The 16,224-nt window shown below is 43.1% G+C and carries 8 protein-coding genes and 2 pseudogenes; 1 reads left to right on the top strand and 9 read right to left on the bottom strand.

What is annotated here, in order from left to right; translation table 11 throughout:
* Positions 1-134: 134 nt before the first annotated feature.
* Entirely contained in the window at positions 135-1,007 is an 873-nt protein-coding gene (locus AB4503_RS24600; protein ID WP_372115856.1) for a LysR family transcriptional regulator, read from the bottom strand.
* 214 nt (positions 1,008-1,221) lie between these two features.
* Here AB4503_RS24600 and AB4503_RS24595 point away from each other — a divergent pair, with 214 nt between their 5' ends.
* Positions 1,222-2,481, top strand: coding sequence for an adenylosuccinate synthase (locus AB4503_RS24595; protein WP_372115855.1), 1,260 nt, complete (start codon positions 1,222-1,224; stop codon positions 2,479-2,481).
* An 85-nt stretch (positions 2,482-2,566) separates the two neighbouring features.
* Here AB4503_RS24595 and AB4503_RS24590 read toward each other — a convergent pair whose 3' ends face one another.
* From AB4503_RS24590 to AB4503_RS24555, 8 genes and pseudogenes are all read right to left on the bottom strand, one after another.
* Positions 2,567-5,863: a type I restriction endonuclease subunit R gene (locus tag AB4503_RS24590; protein ID WP_372115854.1), complete on the bottom strand. Its 3,297-nt coding sequence runs from the start codon at positions 5,861-5,863 to the stop codon at positions 2,567-2,569.
* Positions 5,864-5,995: 132 nt separating this feature from the next.
* Positions 5,996-7,678, bottom strand: a complete 1,683-nt coding sequence (locus tag AB4503_RS24585; RefSeq protein ID WP_372115853.1) for an SWIM zinc finger domain-containing protein — start codon at positions 7,676-7,678, stop codon at positions 5,996-5,998.
* A gap of 169 nt (positions 7,679-7,847) precedes the next feature.
* Positions 7,848-9,161, bottom strand: coding sequence for a restriction endonuclease subunit S (locus tag AB4503_RS24580; protein WP_372115852.1), 1,314 nt, complete (start codon positions 9,159-9,161; stop codon positions 7,848-7,850).
* Positions 9,151-10,796, bottom strand: a pseudogene (locus AB4503_RS24575) (N-6 DNA methylase). Before AB4503_RS24575 ends, AB4503_RS24580 begins: the two are co-directional and overlap by 11 nt.
* A gap of 325 nt (positions 10,797-11,121) precedes the next feature.
* Entirely contained in the window at positions 11,122-11,967 is an 846-nt protein-coding gene (locus AB4503_RS24570) for a hypothetical protein (protein WP_102321021.1), read from the bottom strand.
* Positions 11,964-13,262 (bottom strand): hypothetical protein, encoded by a 1,299-nt coding sequence (locus AB4503_RS24565; RefSeq protein ID WP_372115851.1) that lies wholly within the window; start codon positions 13,260-13,262, stop codon positions 11,964-11,966. Before AB4503_RS24565 ends, AB4503_RS24570 begins: the two co-directional genes overlap by 4 nt.
* A complete protein-coding gene (locus tag AB4503_RS24560; RefSeq protein ID WP_102321023.1) occupies positions 13,262-13,900 on the bottom strand; it encodes a hypothetical protein in 639 nt (212 codons plus the stop codon). The genes AB4503_RS24565 and AB4503_RS24560 overlap by 1 nt, the downstream gene beginning before the upstream one ends.
* A pseudogene (locus AB4503_RS24555) lies at positions 13,897-16,191 on the bottom strand (ATP-binding protein); the annotation flags it as partial. The pseudogene AB4503_RS24555 and the gene AB4503_RS24560, both read right to left, overlap by 4 nt.
* Positions 16,192-16,224 lie beyond the last annotated feature (33 nt).

The following is a 16,224-nucleotide window of genomic DNA, read 5'->3' as shown; positions in this document are numbered from 1 at the left end:
TGATTTGCGGGACGAATAGTTGATGGTGAGCGCTAGTTTGTTCCAAAGATTATTGATTCAGTAAAAACGAGGCTTTCCAGGGACAAAAAAGCCCACTCGAGGTGGGCTGATTGAGTCAAACTCAATGATTGTATTTATTTGTTTTGCAATGAAATAATCTCATCATTCACCCAACCTAACAGCTGCTTGGTTGCTTTCGACAAGACTTGGTTCTGCCGAACAATATAACCAAGACTGGTGCTCGAGAAGTTGGTCAATGGTGTCACTTTCGAATGCAGGTGCTGCTTGGTTGATACCGCAAACTCCGGGACAATAGCCACACCAAATCCCGCTTCTGCCCAGTCGATTTGAGCATCGACACTCCCTACTTCCATCACCCTATAATTAGGTAGATTAAGGCTTGGTAAACCTTCATCAATAAAGTCACGCGTTCTCGTATCATGACCTAGTAGAATCAAAGTGAGCTCTGCATCAGAGTCTCGGATATCAACCCCATCGCCAAGCGCACACCAAGAAAGCTCTTGCAGCTTAGTGAAATACAAAGACTCGTTGTGCTGCTCTTTGGCGATAACAAAACCAATATCCGCTTGAGCATTTTTAACTAAATTCGATGCCTGAGATGACGTGGTATTCAAGAGCGTAAGGTCAATACCGGGATACTGCGCTTTGAACTTCTGGAACGGACGAATTAGCAAAAATCGAGAAATGATGTCACTTACGGCAATGGTTAACGTCCCTATTTTAAGGTCGTTAATGGCATTGAGATCGGCCTGACAAGTCTGCAGTTCGAGTAGCGTTCTTTGGCTTGTTTCCAATAGCCGTTCACCCGCTTGAGTCAATTGAAAAGGGCTTCTCTCTATCAACTTTATGCGTGTTTGTTGTTCCAGTTGTTTTAGGTGCAAACTCACATTGGGTTGTGTCATGTGCAGTGCATTGGCCGCTTTCCCAAAATGCTTGTACTCCGCAAGCGTCACAAACGTCTTCAACAAATTAATATCGAGCATCATGTCCTCTCTCTCGTGTCACTAATATCATTCCCTAAAAGTAAAGAATGCCCCATCGTCATTCCCTACAGTGAGGAACGAACGTGATAGGGAATCTCGCTTGTGGGTTAAAACTTTAAGGATATATGGAATCCTTATCAAGATAATAAAGATAATTAATTTCTCTTATCCACTTTGTAGGCCTAACATGATTTCTCAATCAGTTAGGAGAAAAATTATGCCATCTATCGTTGTTGTGGGCGCAAACTGGGGTGATGAAGGCAAAGGCCGCATCGTCGATTTTTTAGCAGACCAAGCTTCTGCTAGCATTCGTTTTCAAGGCGGAAACAATGCAGGCCATACCGTAGTAAACGACTTCGGTACATTCAAACTGCACCAACTACCTAGTGGTATTTTTAATCCTGATTGTACGGCGGTTCTTGGCCCAGGCATGGTGATCAGCCCTGCTGCGCTAACTAAAGAGATTGCAGAAGTTCAAGAGGCTGGCATCAAAGTGAAAATGGCGATCTCAGATCGTGCGACACTGTGTCTCCCTTTACATGCTCTTGAAGATACGCTTGAAGAAGAGCGTTTGGGCGATGGCGCTTACGGCTCTACACGTCAAGGCATTGCACCAGCGTACGGCGATCGTGTAATGAAGAAAGGCATTCTTGTCGGTTGGCTGAATCAACCTGAAATTTTAGAGCAGCGTATTCAATTCCTACTTGATTGGAAGATGCCTCAGCTTAAAGCGCTCTACCCTCAATGTGACGTCTCCCAGACTGCTTCTGAAATGACAGAATGGCTACTTGAAGTAACTAAAGCGTGGCGCCCGTTCATCTGCAACGTAACTGAGCCGCTTAAAGCGCTGCAATCACAAGACGCAAACCTACTGTTTGAAGCTCAGTTAGGCGCAGGTCGCGACCTTGTCTACGGTGAATACCCTTGGACAACATCTTCGAATGTAACCGCAGCTTATGCTGGCATTGGTAGCGGTTTACCTGCACTTCGTCCTGAACGTGTTATCGCTGTTGCTAAATCATTCAGCTCGTCTGTTGGTACTGGCACGCTAGTAACTGCAATGGAAGAACAAGACAGCTTCCGCGAAAGCTCTAACGAATACGGCGCAACTACGGGTCGACCACGTGATATGGGTTACTTTGATGCAGTGGCAACTCGCAACGGTGTTGACCTGCAAGCTGCAACGGAAATCGCACTGACTAAGATTGATTGCCTGTCTGGTTTGTCTGAACTTAAGATTTGTACCGCTTACTCAGGTGAGCATACAGAGAACCCAATTTGGCCACAAACGGCTGAACTAAAACCTGTATATGAAGATATGGCAGGCTGGGATGAAGACATCACGGGTTGCCGCACGTTTGAGAGCCTTCCTCAAGCAGCACAAGATTACGTTACTCGTATAGAAGAGCTGATGGGTGTGCCAATCGTGATGGTATCGGTAGGTCCAGAGCGCGAGCAAATGATCATTCGAGGTTAGATCTCTATTCGAGTATTTCAGCTAAAGTGATTGTTTTAGCTGAAATACTCATTGATAAAATCAAATGTCATCAAATTTAAAGCGACTACACATTCTTCTTATAATTCTCAGCCTGCTCTAGCACGCCTTTGTAAACATCATCGTTGGCTACTGGTGGGAAGCCGTATTTGTGTAGCAGTAAGATTAAATCCACTTTCAACTTGGCTTTGATATCATCGCGCCCTGCCCAGTCTGGATATTGGGCGACATTGTCTACGGTAGTTTTCATCTCCTTCGCCAGTTCGAGCATCTTGTCATCGTCGTAAGTGAAATCGTATTTCTTGCGCATGTGATTCAAGATATCGAGGAACGCTTTCTCTTCTAGGTCGATACCTAGGTCTTCAAACGAGCCCATTTCTTTCACGATATCAAAGATAATGTCGGTCATTTCTTGAGAGAAGGTATCGAACTCCTCACCATTCAACACATCATTTTCACGACGTTCGTTATACTGATCCACCAGCGATTGGAAGCGCTTAGAGAAGTTCATCCCTTGTAGCTGGTTGACCTTTTTAAAATCGCTTATCGCCTTCTCTAGTAGCTTTTGAAGTAACTGAATCTTGGTGTTAGGCAGCTTAATCTTGTTGATACGAGCTAGGTAATCTTCGTCAAAAATATCGATAGCTTCGGCGTGCTCATCACCAATGGTAAAGATCTCTTCTACTCCATCGGCACGAAGTGCTTCTGCCACTAACTCACGAACACGCTTATTCATTTGTGCCGTGTCTGGTGCATCACCTTTGGTTAGCTTAAAGATGATAGAGCGTACTGCGATATAGAAGTGAATTTGGTCGCGCTCTTGCTGAGATAACAATTCACTACCACAGCAAACATCATAAGCCGCCTTCATACGGCCGACTAAAGCCATGAATCGAGTTTCGCCTTTCTTGGTTTGAAGGATGTATTCTGCCGACTGATTAAGGCACTCTAGCTGCTTACACGGCTCTCCTGTGTAATAACCGGACGTATCGAACTTGTGGAACATCTGCCTTAACAGATCGAGATGGTTCTTCACCTCAATGACAGAAAAACGAATATCTTCAAAGTTAGTCTCATCAGCCTTTGAATACATTGCTAAGGCTTGATTCATTCGCGACTTGATACCAATGTAATCGACAACCAGCCCTTTCGCCTTGCCTTCAAACTTACGGTTAACACGTGAGATGGTTTGAATCAGGTTGTGTTTCTGCAACGGCTTATCGATGTAGATAGTATCCAATTCAGGAACGTCAAAACCTGTTAACCACATGTCGACTACAATGGCTATTTTGAAATTCGACTTAGGACTCTTAAACTGCTGGTCGAGCGATTTTCGATATTCCTTGGTTCCTAACAGGCTGTACTGATCAGGATCATCGTCTTTGCCGCGCGTCATCACCATTTGCACCATCGCAAGTGGCTTTAACTCTTCTTTCTCTTTATCAGTCAGCTCGACGCCATCAATTGATAGCTTTTCCTCAAACCATTCTGGCCTTAAGATTTTGACTTGCTTATAAAAATCAAACGCGATTTCACGACTCGCACAGACAAACATCGCCTTGCCCTTTATCGTAGAACCTTCTTTAACTCGCCCTTCATAATGTTCAACAAAGTCTTTCGCCAAAGCTTCAATACGATCAGGGTCACCGAGGATCGCGTTCATATTGGCAGAAGCTTTCTTGCTCTCTTCTATCTGATGTTCATTAGTGCCAGCTTCTGCACACGCTTGGTAGTATTTCTCTACCTCTTCAAGCTTGCTGTTATCAAGAATGACTTTGGCTGCTCGGCCTTCATAAACAATACGAACCGTAATTTCATCATTAACCGATTCTGTCATGGTGTAGCTGTCTACTGCATCACCAAATACATCAAGGGTGGCATCTATCGGCGTTCCGGTGAAACCAACGTAAGTCGCGCTTGGTAGAGAATCGTGCAGATACTTAGCAAAGCCGTATGTCTCTTTCACATCGACGGCTATACCATCTTGATATTTGATCACCACTTTCTTATCGAGGTTGACCTGTGAACGGTGCGCTTCATCAGAAATACAGATGATGTTTGTACGCTCTGAAAGCAATTCGATGTCTTCGGTGAACTTGTGGATGGTAGTCAGGAACACACCACCACTCTTGATGCCTTGCAGCTTGTCTCTTAAATCTTGACGGCTTTTAACTGGCACAACCATCTCATCACCAATGTAATCAGAGGCATTACAGAACTGTTTAGAAAGCTGATCATCGAGATCGTTACGGTCGGTAATAAGTACAATGGTCGGGCTTTCAAAATCGATGCTTTTCATCAATAGGCGCGATAGAAATTGCATGGTGAAGCTCTTACCACACCCTGTTGCACCAAAGTAAGTGCCGCCTTTACCACTTCCGTATGGCTTACGTTCTTTGTCGATGTTGTAGTAAAGCTTACGCGCTGCGTAGTACTGCGGGTAACGGCAACAGATTTTTATCTCTTTCTTTGAAGTATCAGGGAAGAAGACAAAGTTCTTCACCACATCAAGTAATCTGGTTTGGTTAAATAACCCAGCAATCATGGTGTAGAGGGAGTTAATACCCTCTTTTTCGGTAGACTCATTACCCGTTACTTTGCGCCATGCGTAGAAGAACTCATACGGCGCAAACAGGTTACCCATTTTGTTGTTCACACCATCACTGATGATGCACATCGCGTTGTAGACGAACAGCTTGGGAATATCACGGCGATAACGCACACAGATTTGCTTCCATGCATCAAAAATGGTCGCGTCTTTCTCTCGCACGGCACTTTTAAATTCAAACACCACCAGCGGTAAGCCGTTCACATAAAGGATGCCATCAGGGATTCGAATTTGTTCATCGACCCCCTCAATCTCTAGCTGGCTAACGATTTTATAGATATTGGTATCAGTAGGGTCTAGGCGATATGTTTCTAAGTAACTAACATTACCCTCTGCAACTTCTCTATCAGTATTATCTGATTTAGATTTATTCTCTAGCAGCGGGACAAACATCAAGCGTAAGGCTTGTGCCAAATGTCTTGTATCGATTAACTCAATATAGAGGTCTTTCTTTGAGCGATCTTCACGCTTAAACAAGAAGCCATTCGTTAGCCATTGGCAGAAGGTTTTATTGCTATGGTACAAATCACTGGCAGGCAACGTTGAGATCATACGAACAATGGTGTCGATTTCGCTCTCGGTTATACCATCGCCTCGGTACTCCTTGGCAAGGTAGCGTCGTAAGTCATCTAAGATGAGTACTTGTTCTTTGTCTTCACGCGCTATTTGTTCACCCACTACGTGTGGGTAGCCTTGCTCACCCAATAGCTCAATAATGGCCTGTTCTAATTTGGCTTCTGTGAATTTTAAGCTCATCGCCTTTTCCTACTGCTGTTTGACGTTGTTTGTTGTTTTCTAAATTGAGTTATTTAAATTTGTTTTGTAGTAACTCGGTTTCGGGCTTTGTTCCATTTTCTCAACACCGCAGATCTTGTCACCTCCGCAGAATCAGATATATTTTGAATAATATTTCTGAATTAAAGCGAACATATTACGCTTACGCTTGTACGTGGTAGCGAGTTGCGCCACCTGACTATAAAATGTCGCCAATTGAGTAGGATGCGATTTCAGCATATTCTCTAAACGTCGAAGTAACTCTAAAGCTTGATCGTAAGCCGTATTATTGGTCTGTTCGATATAAGATGAGACTGCTCGCAGATAATAATCCAGCGTATTTTCAGGTTTATCATCCACAATTTGATCGGCAAGCGAAATAAGTCCTTGTATTGATATTTTATGTTCGGCAACCCATTCGCACGCTTTGTCTAATTGCTGGTTATCGATATAGAACAGAACCAAGGCATCCGTACGATCAGAAGCTTGATTATAGCGGTCTGGTTGTTGATAGGCATTGGCAAGTAGCAGTTCAGTGCGGGAGAAAAATTCAACATCATCAATTTGGTAATTGGCTTTAAACTTCGCTAACTGTTGATAATATTGAAAGCTTGGTGATTGTTCTAACAAACGGTTAGCTAATACCCATGCAGAATGGATTTCACCTAGTTCAACATAAAGACGGAATTGAGCTTGTTCGCACGCACGAAGTTCATAATCACTCGCCATTTTTTTCGCCTTAGCTAACCAAAACTCAGCTTCTAACGGCTCTTGCTCATCAATGAACATATCAACAACTTCAAGATAATCTCGACACGTTCGTGCTATTTTTTGTTTAATTTCCGCCACTTCACGCCAATCGGAGCTGTGTTTCATTAACGGAACTGCCCATGAGCGTAAGTTCCAGCTACTCTCATCTTGCGATGCTTGATCTATCGCTTGGCGGCATAAGGTTAGAAAGTGGGTGTTAGATTGCCAAATCGCTCCAAAACTCTCTTCAATCGAAGGAAATACGTCAAATTCGTAATGGGTCAAACGCTCAAACATCCACTGCGCTTTCTCTTGCTCACTCCAATTAAGCTTTGCCAGCGTCTTTGGCATGTGTTCGTTAATCATGCTTTCAATGCCATAACGATCGCCATTGGAGTCATCAATTTGCTCTAGCACCTTATTCAACCGTTCAACAAGGTAGTTGATTAATTTCCATTGATGATCGGCGTTAAGGCTTTGCATTGATTCAATGATCATGTTCAATTGAATTTCTGCTGAGTTGAAATAATCATGGCTTTCTCGCCAATCCCAGAGCTGTTCTCGCGGTAAGGCTTGGGTAACCAACTTTTTCAGCTCGCCATATACGGCTGGCTTTTCGCGTATTTCAATTTTTGTCAGCAGTGCATTCCATGTGTACTCATCTTCTTCTAGGTATTCGAGTAGCATCTCTACCATGGCCTCTTCACCAAGGCTTTGCAGGTGATTTTTTATGGTATTTCGTTCACTACTTTGGTTTAAAGCTTGTTCTTGGTCTTGTAGGCAAAGGGCAACCGCCACGCCGTGCTTGCACAACATTTGATATTGCGCCGCAGGGCAAGTACAAGTGCCAACCAGATCGCCAGTGAAATCGAGGCTCACTTGATAATTGAGGCTGCCTTTGACCTGTGCGGTCGCGGTGTTGCCAACAAGGTTAAGCTTGCGTACTGCACCACTGCGTGAAAGCAAGATGCCTTTTTGCAAAGTGCTTGTTTCACACAGTGTCGTCAATTCAGAAATGTCGATTTCACGAGTATTAGTTGCGTTCATTATATTATGGTTCCACCTACGCTTTGCTTTGTTCTATTTCGGATTCATCTAATTCCCACCTTCGTTATCTCAGAAGCGAGGGCCGAGGTATCTGAGATCTCGCTTTTCACCACCGCCAAAAACGAGATTCCTGATAAGTTCGTCCCTCACTTTCTGGAATGACGAAAGGTTACTCTGCGATTGCTTTCGTTGCTTCTACTTGCAGATTTTCTAAATCGATTTCGCCGGAAAGCAATTTAGGAAGCAAGGTGTCTCGTAGGTTTGACAGTGTATGACTTTGCTTGTGATTGTCAGATATCTTTTCCATCAAAGGAGACATCACTTCATTAAATTTAGCCAATAGTTCATCCGATGGGAGAACAACTGGAATCGTACGAAGAGTTTTGAGAGTCAGGTACTGCTGAGTCGTTCCTGCCATTCTAGCTTCGAGATAATGCTTCATTTTGAAGCTCTGAAGGTGCCAGTAGAACAACCAAACTAACTCAGGTTTTTGAGACGTTTTAAACAAACCCACATTTTTGATAGCAAATTCAACAGGATTATCGTAAACCACAACTACTTCACCGACAGTCCCGATCATCGTCAGTAGAATATCGAATGTATCGACCTTACTTCTCTGGTTAACTTTCTCGAAGTCCGCATCGCTGATCAGGTAAGCCGAAGATGTGTCGATTTTTCCTTTAGTAATATGCTTCGAAGTAACTAGGTAATGGCCTTCTTCAGCTTTCTTCGGCGAGTCGTGTGTACCATCCTTAACATCGAATAAATCTTGGGTCTTATGGATTTCCCAACCTTCAGGAATCAACCCCAACTCAGACTCAACGAGCTTCTCTGGGAAAAGTGACGCTGTAGCAGCATCAATCCCTATTGGTTGCTCACCATTCATTTTGGTTTTTACAGGGTCAAAATCGACAAACCAAGACTTGAAAATAGCTTGTGCCATTTGTTCTAAGGTTTGGTTGATTTGACGGTTAGTTTTGATCTTTTTATCAAAACTTCTCAATAACACTGCAACTTGCTCTTGATGCTTTAAAGGCGGAATCTTTATCGGTATCTCTTTTAGTGCTTTACCAGTTAAGTGCTTTATCGTTGTTCCTGTGAAATAGGCATCTAAAAGTTTGTTTTTACCCGCCAATAGAAACCAGTAATAAAGAAACTCACTATCAAGTCCATCTAGAGTTCGTACTCGATGTAGTGCCTTCTGTATTTTCATATTTGGAAGATCATCTTCCCATATGGCGCAACGTCCAGGCTCTCCACCTTCACATACAATTAAATCCCCGGCTTTGATTCCATAACGTACATGCTCATGGTCCTCAAATTTCATTTGAGCTAGTTCATCTAAGTCAAACGCCCCCCAGCGTACATTGCTATTACCAAGGTATGGATAAAATTCGCCTTTGTTTTTATTCTTATCAAGCATCTTGCCAAGACATGAATCAATATAATCGCCTAGCTTGGCATCAATCCACTCACTCTCCATAACCCAATGCCTCCAAGTTACGACGAATCGCTTTATCCAGCTCTTGAGATTGATTCATTTGGCTGTATAGGGTTTGGAAAGCTCGCTCATCTTGGTTTCAAACGGAATGCCATCATCTTCCACTTCAGCTGCGCCAACATAGCGCCCCGGAGTCAGTACAAAGTCATTAGCCTTAATATCAGCAATGGTCGCTGATTTGCTAAAGCCAGCTTGGTCTTCATATTTATCTACTTTGCCATCACCACGTTCAATACGCGCTTTAAGTTCTGCGTCATCGCAGCGCCAAGCATGGTAAGTATCAGCAATCAGTGCGATGTCGTCTTTAGTCAGCTCTTTGTTGGTGCGGCTAATCATGGTGCCCATTTCACGGGCATCAATAAACAAAGTCTCTTTTTGGCGGTTACGGAAGCCTTTGGTGGTGTTCTCGGTTTTGTCTTTAGTGATAAACCAAATACACACAGGGATCTGCGTAGTGAAAAACAATTGCCCCGGCAGAGCAATCATACATTCAACGCGATCGTTCTCGATTAGCTGCTGACGGATCTCACCTTCACCAGATGTATTTGAACTCATAGAGCCGTTCGCCAATACAAAGCCTGCCGTGCCTGTTTCACTTAACTTAGACAGCATGTGTAAAATCCAACCGTAGTTGGCGTTGCCTGTTGGCGGTGTACGATAGCCAGCAAAGCGCGCATCATCGGTAAGCTCGGCTTCATTACGCCAACCTTTAAGGTTAAACGGTGGGTTCGCCATGATGTAATCGGCTTTTAAGTCTTTATGCTGGTCAGCAAAAAAGGTATCGGCGGCACGCTCACCCAAATTGCCCGATAAACCACGAATGGCTAAGTTCATCTTCGCTAGTTTATAAGTGGTCGAGGTCAGCTCTTGGCCATAGATAGCGATGTCTTTGGTGCGTCCTTCATGCTCTTTAATGAACTTTAAAGACTGAACAAACATACCACCGGAGCCACAAGCCGGATCGTAGATCTTACCTTGGTAGGGTTCTAGCATTTCAGCCAATAGCGTTACCACTGACTTAGGCGTATAGAACTCGCCACCACCCTTGCCTTCGGTTGCTGCAAACTTACCTAGGAAGTATTCGTAAACACGACCGACTAAGTCTTCTTCGCTCATGTCGCATTCGTTCGCCAGCGTATCAATATTTTCAATGCTGTCGATAAGTGACGCCAGCTTTTTCACTTCCAAACCTTGGCGCGAGAAGTAGTTGTCTGGCAAAGCGTCTTTTAAGCTTGGGTTGTTTTTTTCGATAGTCGATAAAGCGGTATCAATGATGATAGCGATATCATCTTGCTTAGCACGCGCTTTAACAAATGACCAACGCGCATCTTCTGGTAAAAAGAAGATGTTGTCTTGTTGGTAGAACTCTTTCATCTCAACAAAAGCTTCTTGCCCGTCGTCTATCATCTTCTGACGGCGTGCTTCAAACTTGTCGCTGATGAACTTTAAGAACACAAGGCTTAATACCACGTGTTTGTATTCAGATGACTCAACACTGCCACGCAGCTGATTAGCTGTATCCCAAAGGGTCTCTTCAAAGCCTTTGGTCGCTTTTTTAGCTTTTGACGTAGGCTTAGCTTTTGAGGCGGGTTTCTTGTTAGCGGGTGCTTTTGCCATGTTCTTAATTACTCGAATAATGTAGGACTCTGCTTTCAAGCGCAGACTATTGAGGGCGATTATATATGAAATTGAATGAGTTGAATTGATAAAGCTCCGATTTTAGGCGCTTTTTACGTACCTTAAGATAAGGAAATATCCCAATGATCGAGCATTTTAAAAAAGCCACAAAATTCGTTTAATCTTTATAAATAATTCAGTGGCTAGATTAGTATTACCTAACTGCCTTGTAGGCACTCTGCATGAGCTTTACAACATTTGATTTATTACCCCAAGGTAAACATACCTATCTCCGCACTTACAGGGGAGCTCGACATTTACGTGACTAAATTTGATGTAACCTTACGGCTATTTGATTTGCCATGATTGACTCTTGGGTTATCCCTTTTTCCAGTTCAGACATTATGGACTCTAACTTAGGGGGGATAATTTTTGAGACTCGATTCCAGTCTTGGTATTGGTCCGCAAATAGCTCTGAGCGGCCATGTTCTTTGAGAGTATCTGTTGATAAATTAGGTAGCAGCATATAAGTCGCTCCCGATGATAAAGCTAAAGAGATACCTTTAGGATCGGTATCAAACCAAGCTATAAGCTCTACGCCTGGAAAAGCCAACGCAATTTCTTTTGATATTACTCCCGTGTCCTTATCTCCTCGGTAAACAATAAGAGGATTAGATCCTATGTCGGTTTGTACTAATCTAAACTTAGAAAATGCTTCATAGTTTTCAACAATCACAACTTGGCTGTGCTCAATGCTCGTCAAATGACTTAGAGCTACCTCAATGTTCATGCCCTCTTGTAAGTCATATGATTTACCATTTATGTTCGTGGACAAAATCCCATAAACTTTAATGACCTTGTCTTTGACAGGGCTTGAGCTTAACTTCTCGTTAGGAAAGAACTGAGCCATATCCGTTCGAGAATTAGGGATGGGATCAGTTAAAAGATCAAAACCAGATTGATCTTTAATCACCTTCCTAATTTGACGTATATCTCTAGGCGTCAGCTGCAAATGTTCTCCTCTGGCGCTCCCAACACTAAAGTCGCGATGAAAAGTATCAAACACGCCACTCAGCGCTACACTGGCACCTTCATTAACCTTCGCAGGAGAGAAGAGTTGCTTTAACCGATATAAATCACTACCCGTTATATCATCAATAATTCTACTCACAGTTTCCTCGCTATAGACACATCTTCTAAGTGAAGGTTGCCGTAACCTATATTGCTACCTTTTGCTAAATAGGTATAAGACCCGATAGGCTCAACGGTAAAGCCTTTGCTATCTTCGGGAAGCATTGAACTATGGAAATTAAGCACGCTAAATAGCCACACGTCTTGAGCGCAAGTGAGCTGGTCAAGATCTTCCGGTAAGTCACTATTGATTTGCTCGTAATACTCCAAAGCGGAAATGCTGGTTTTTCCCTTACCAATAAAGGCTTCAGCAAAAAAGGTATCGCAATGAGAATCAATGTCCGCTTCAATCAGCTCTTGTATTTCAACATCAAGAGTCAATTCTCGTCGCTCAGCTTCTTCAACAACCGGAAGCTCTTCTTGTTCTGCAGGCTGTGCCGTAATTTTTTCAACAATATCAGCCAATTCCGGCTCTTGGTCCATATCATCAGGATTTGGGTGATGCGCAAATTGTAACGGCTCTGAAAGCCAAAACATCGGTATACCATCGTGCTTTGCTACCTCATCAGGCAAAATCAAATCGTCACTTGGTGTCCAGTGTGGCTCTTGATCAATAAACCGATCAAAGGCATTGATCAGGTCCTTATCGCGTTCGCGGTTACGATACTTCAGCATCAAAGCTCGGAGTTGAATTAGGATAGATCCGAGCTCTTGTTGGCAACTACGAATCGCACTGTGCATTTCAGCACAAAACAAGGTGTTGAGCTCTGAGTTATCTCCAGCCATTTCACTCAACAACTTAAAAGAGAAAGCTTTCATGCCAGTAACAAGCTTTTCAGCTTGCTCTATAGCAACTTGGTTCTCTTTTTGTTTTTGAGCGAGCGTATGGCCATAGCCAAAATCATAACTGATACGGTTTCTTAGACGACGACAAGACTCTTGCAAGTCCATTGTGATTTCATAAACCACACCTTCAAGGCTATTAAACCTATCCGCCTCTTGTTCTCTTTTGCCATTTAATTTAGCTTCCAGGTATTCTTGCGCTAAGCTCTGAATTTCTGGAATGCGCTCAGCATGTTGAGTCCCAAGAAATGAACTCGCTTCCGTTTCAAGGAAGTAGTTCATCAATGCTTCCATCTTAGGGTGCACGCGGTAGCCGCGGCTTGTCACGATAACAACACGGGCTTCTTTTAATTTACGTAGGTCATTGGCGTTTTCATGAGTCTCACGTATCGTGCCATTTTCAAAAACATGCGTTAATGTGTCCTTTGCTTGGCTGATTAAGCGAAGCATGTGGTTAACACCACCATGTTTCCCATTGTTTTGAGGGCTCATCAAAAGTCGAACTCCCCTTGGTTCTCGTTTGCTTTGTTAACTGTCTCAACGATCTTTTCATGCGTATCGATGAAATCGAGCACCTCGTAGACAAAGTCTAATTTTCCCGTCATCACATAGAGTTGGCGCTCTTTGTTTACTAAATGAGCCACCCCTTCTTTAACCAGAAATTCGACAACTACATTGAGTTTATCCGCTGCACTGTCACGCACTTTTTTCCGACTCACTTTTGGAAGTCGATAAATACTATCGAGTTTCTCCATCAAGCTAGGAGACGATTGGATTTGCGCACTCAGCACAGGCACATTTAACTCATCACCACCAACCATCACAGCTTCAACTTGAGCAGCCTCACTGACTGTCGCTACGAACTTAACCACAGGTCGAATGATACCGTGTACATTACTCATCAACGCGGTCACCTGACGACGATTGTGGTCGTCGATACTTTTATAGGTAACATAATAGGCGCTGGTTCTGCTCGTACATTGGAGCTCGCGCCCCATAAGAGTCAACGCTTGATTGATTTCTCGGCGTGTACGATCCTCTTTAAGCGTCTTGTAAGCTTCACGATCCGTTGCTGGGCAGATAAAGCTACCACTAAGTAGAGATTCTAAGACTTGTGATACTGGCTTCATGCTTCTACTCCTGTGCTAGTTTCAGCGGCTTTAGCTAACGCAAGTTTGCTTACTTTAGGTTTGTTGAAAATGTTCTTGTAAGGCGTTAAGTGATACAGATACTTAAATAAGTTGGCCGTACGATTATTGCCATCGGGTTGAGCCGCGATAACATTGAAGTTGTGTGCCCCCATCATTTTGAGCAGTTTGGCTTGGTTTTCTGCCGTCAGCTTACCAATCTCATCGGTTGGGTAAGTTATTGATAGTCGACTTGCTCCACGTTGTTGTGTCAGAAGTGCTAAATACAACATGGATTGAATGAGCAAGTTCGTACCATTACTGGCCAAATCACGCATATCTTTATCTGTTTTGGCCGTTTTACGCTGGTTGTTCTCGATGACTTCAAATTTGATGTCAAACAGCTCAGTAGGCTTTTTAACTTTCTCGGCACTAATATGGTATGTCAGTGTGCTTAAAGCGTTGAAAAACTCTTTGGTTGGTAGCTCAGCAGATCCCGTTTTATCCCACTCTTCGTAAATCTCAGAGAAGTTAATAATATCTTGCCAACCTTGTAGTTTGGAAAGTGAACTTTCAACGTTAATGTCAATAGAACCAACCACCGAGAACGTGTTATTGAGCTTTACTTGTTCAGAGATATTACGACCAAGTTTCTTAATGTCACGGTCGAAGCCGAGTAGCCGATGCTTGAAGTCAACGAGCATACGCCCCATGTTGACCGCGCTTTCAATTGTTATGCTGGTCACCTGAGGAATAATGTCATTCATGATGATTTCTAGAATATCTATTCGCTTAGAGTCACTAGCAACAATATCCTCTGTAATGGCGTTTCGGCTGCTTTCATTCCAGAAACGATACAGCTCCCCGTCACCAAGGTTGAGAGTGATAGTTTCCATCTGTTGTATATCTTTTTTACGTAGCTTAGTAAGCCTCTCTAACTCCGGGAGTTTGCTCTCTACATAGCTCAAGAGTGAATTTAAATCGCCGTTATAATCGAGCGCTTCTTGGCTGCCTTCTTCGCCCTCAAACATCACATAGTTAGTTAGGCGAGAGATTGCACTGTCAGCTCGCTGTTTGTGGTTTCTCAAGATAGAGAGCTTCTCATCAAACTCTTTTTTGGTTCGATGAGCTTTGGCTCTCAACTCTTTCAGTTTAGTTTCAAAAGATTCAAACTCTTGATGCACCGTTTCAAGTTCTTTGACCTTAGTATTTCGATCGTCACGTCTCTTAGGATCATCCACTTCATAAACAGCAAGCCATATCTCGTATTCTTTGATTTTATGAGACTTCACTTTTAAGTTTTTGATCTCATTATCAAGCAATTCAATTTCTTCTTTGTAGCGTTGATAGATTTCACCGCTAATACCTTGATCACTCAACCGCTGTTCATACTCCGTTTTGATGCGCTGTTTGTTCTCGCCCAACGTCAGAGTACTTTTTTCCAGTAGTTCATCTATAGCTCCGATCGTGAGATCAAGTGATGATTCAACATTGCTAATTTGAGTAAGCCTGTCGTTGTTTAGCTCTAATTTTGCTTCTTCAAAACGTTCAAGCGTTACTGAGATTTCCCTATCAATCAGGGCTATAGCTTTCTCAATCGATTTGATGTTTATATTAATTTTTTCGACTAAGCCCTCTTTTGCACGGGCAATCTCTATTTTCTTGTTTTTAAGGTTAACCTTAGTTTGTGATAGGTCACCCTCAGCGTTTCGCAGTTCATTGCGTAATCGTGATAACTCAAGCGTTGACTGCTTAACAGCAAAATCATTTTTCAAAATTTGCTTATTGAAATCAGCCTCTGCGTCTTCAAGCTCAACGATACGGTCCATCAAGTGAGCCTGCTCTTCCACATCAGCTTTGTTGGTGACACTACAATCTGCTAGGTTGCTCGTATCGATATATAAATCGTACATTGAACCTGAATCTTCAGTCATTGATGGTGTGAGTGTCGTGTCCATCAAAAGCTCATCGGTGAGAACACGACCAAGTGGAGAGCTTTGCCACCCCTGTCGATTAGCCTCCAGGAACGAGAACAAGGTTCCTGAATCTGGGTCTAATCGGTTACTGACTACTTTTAGCCTGGTTTCGGCATCGCGCATATTTCGACGAGTGGCCTCTAATCTTTCGAGTAGCTTTTCACGTTTAGTTTGTAAGTTGACTCCTTCCTTCTCACTCAAAGTTGTCGTGTGTTTTAACGTGTCTACTTGTTCTTGTAATCTGTCCTTCTCAGACTCCAACTGCTCTCTCTGCTCAATGAGAAACTCATCAATATCTGGGTTCTTTAGTCGCTGCTTTTGAGTAGCGAGTGGCTTTGTTTCCTAAATCAG

Origin of the sequence: Vibrio sp. 10N.222.55.B11 (genome assembly GCF_041473705.1) — a bacterium.
GTDB classification, from domain to species: domain Bacteria; phylum Pseudomonadota; class Gammaproteobacteria; order Enterobacterales; family Vibrionaceae; genus Vibrio; species Vibrio crassostreae_C.
This window is presented reverse-complemented; position numbering and strand designations above follow the sequence as displayed.

Excerpts from the sequence above, each read along its gene's own strand:
- AB4503_RS24600 (WP_372115856.1), bottom strand. The coding sequence starts at position 1,007 with ATGATGCTCGATATTAATTTGTTGAAGACGTTTGTGACGCTTGCGGAG.
- AB4503_RS24595 (WP_372115855.1), top strand. The coding sequence starts at position 1,222 with ATGCCATCTATCGTTGTTGTGGGCGCAAACTGGGGTGATGAAGGCAAA.
- AB4503_RS24590 (WP_372115854.1), bottom strand. The coding sequence starts at position 5,863 with ATGAGCTTAAAATTCACAGAAGCCAAATTAGAACAGGCCATTATTGAG.
- AB4503_RS24585 (WP_372115853.1), bottom strand. The coding sequence starts at position 7,678 with ATGAACGCAACTAATACTCGTGAAATCGACATTTCTGAATTGACGACA.
- AB4503_RS24580 (WP_372115852.1), bottom strand. The coding sequence starts at position 9,161 with ATGGAGAGTGAGTGGATTGATGCCAAGCTAGGCGATTATATTGATTCA.
- AB4503_RS24565 (WP_372115851.1), bottom strand. The coding sequence starts at position 13,262 with ATGAGCCCTCAAAACAATGGGAAACATGGTGGTGTTAACCACATGCTT.
- AB4503_RS24560 (WP_102321023.1), bottom strand. The coding sequence starts at position 13,900 with ATGAAGCCAGTATCACAAGTCTTAGAATCTCTACTTAGTGGTAGCTTT.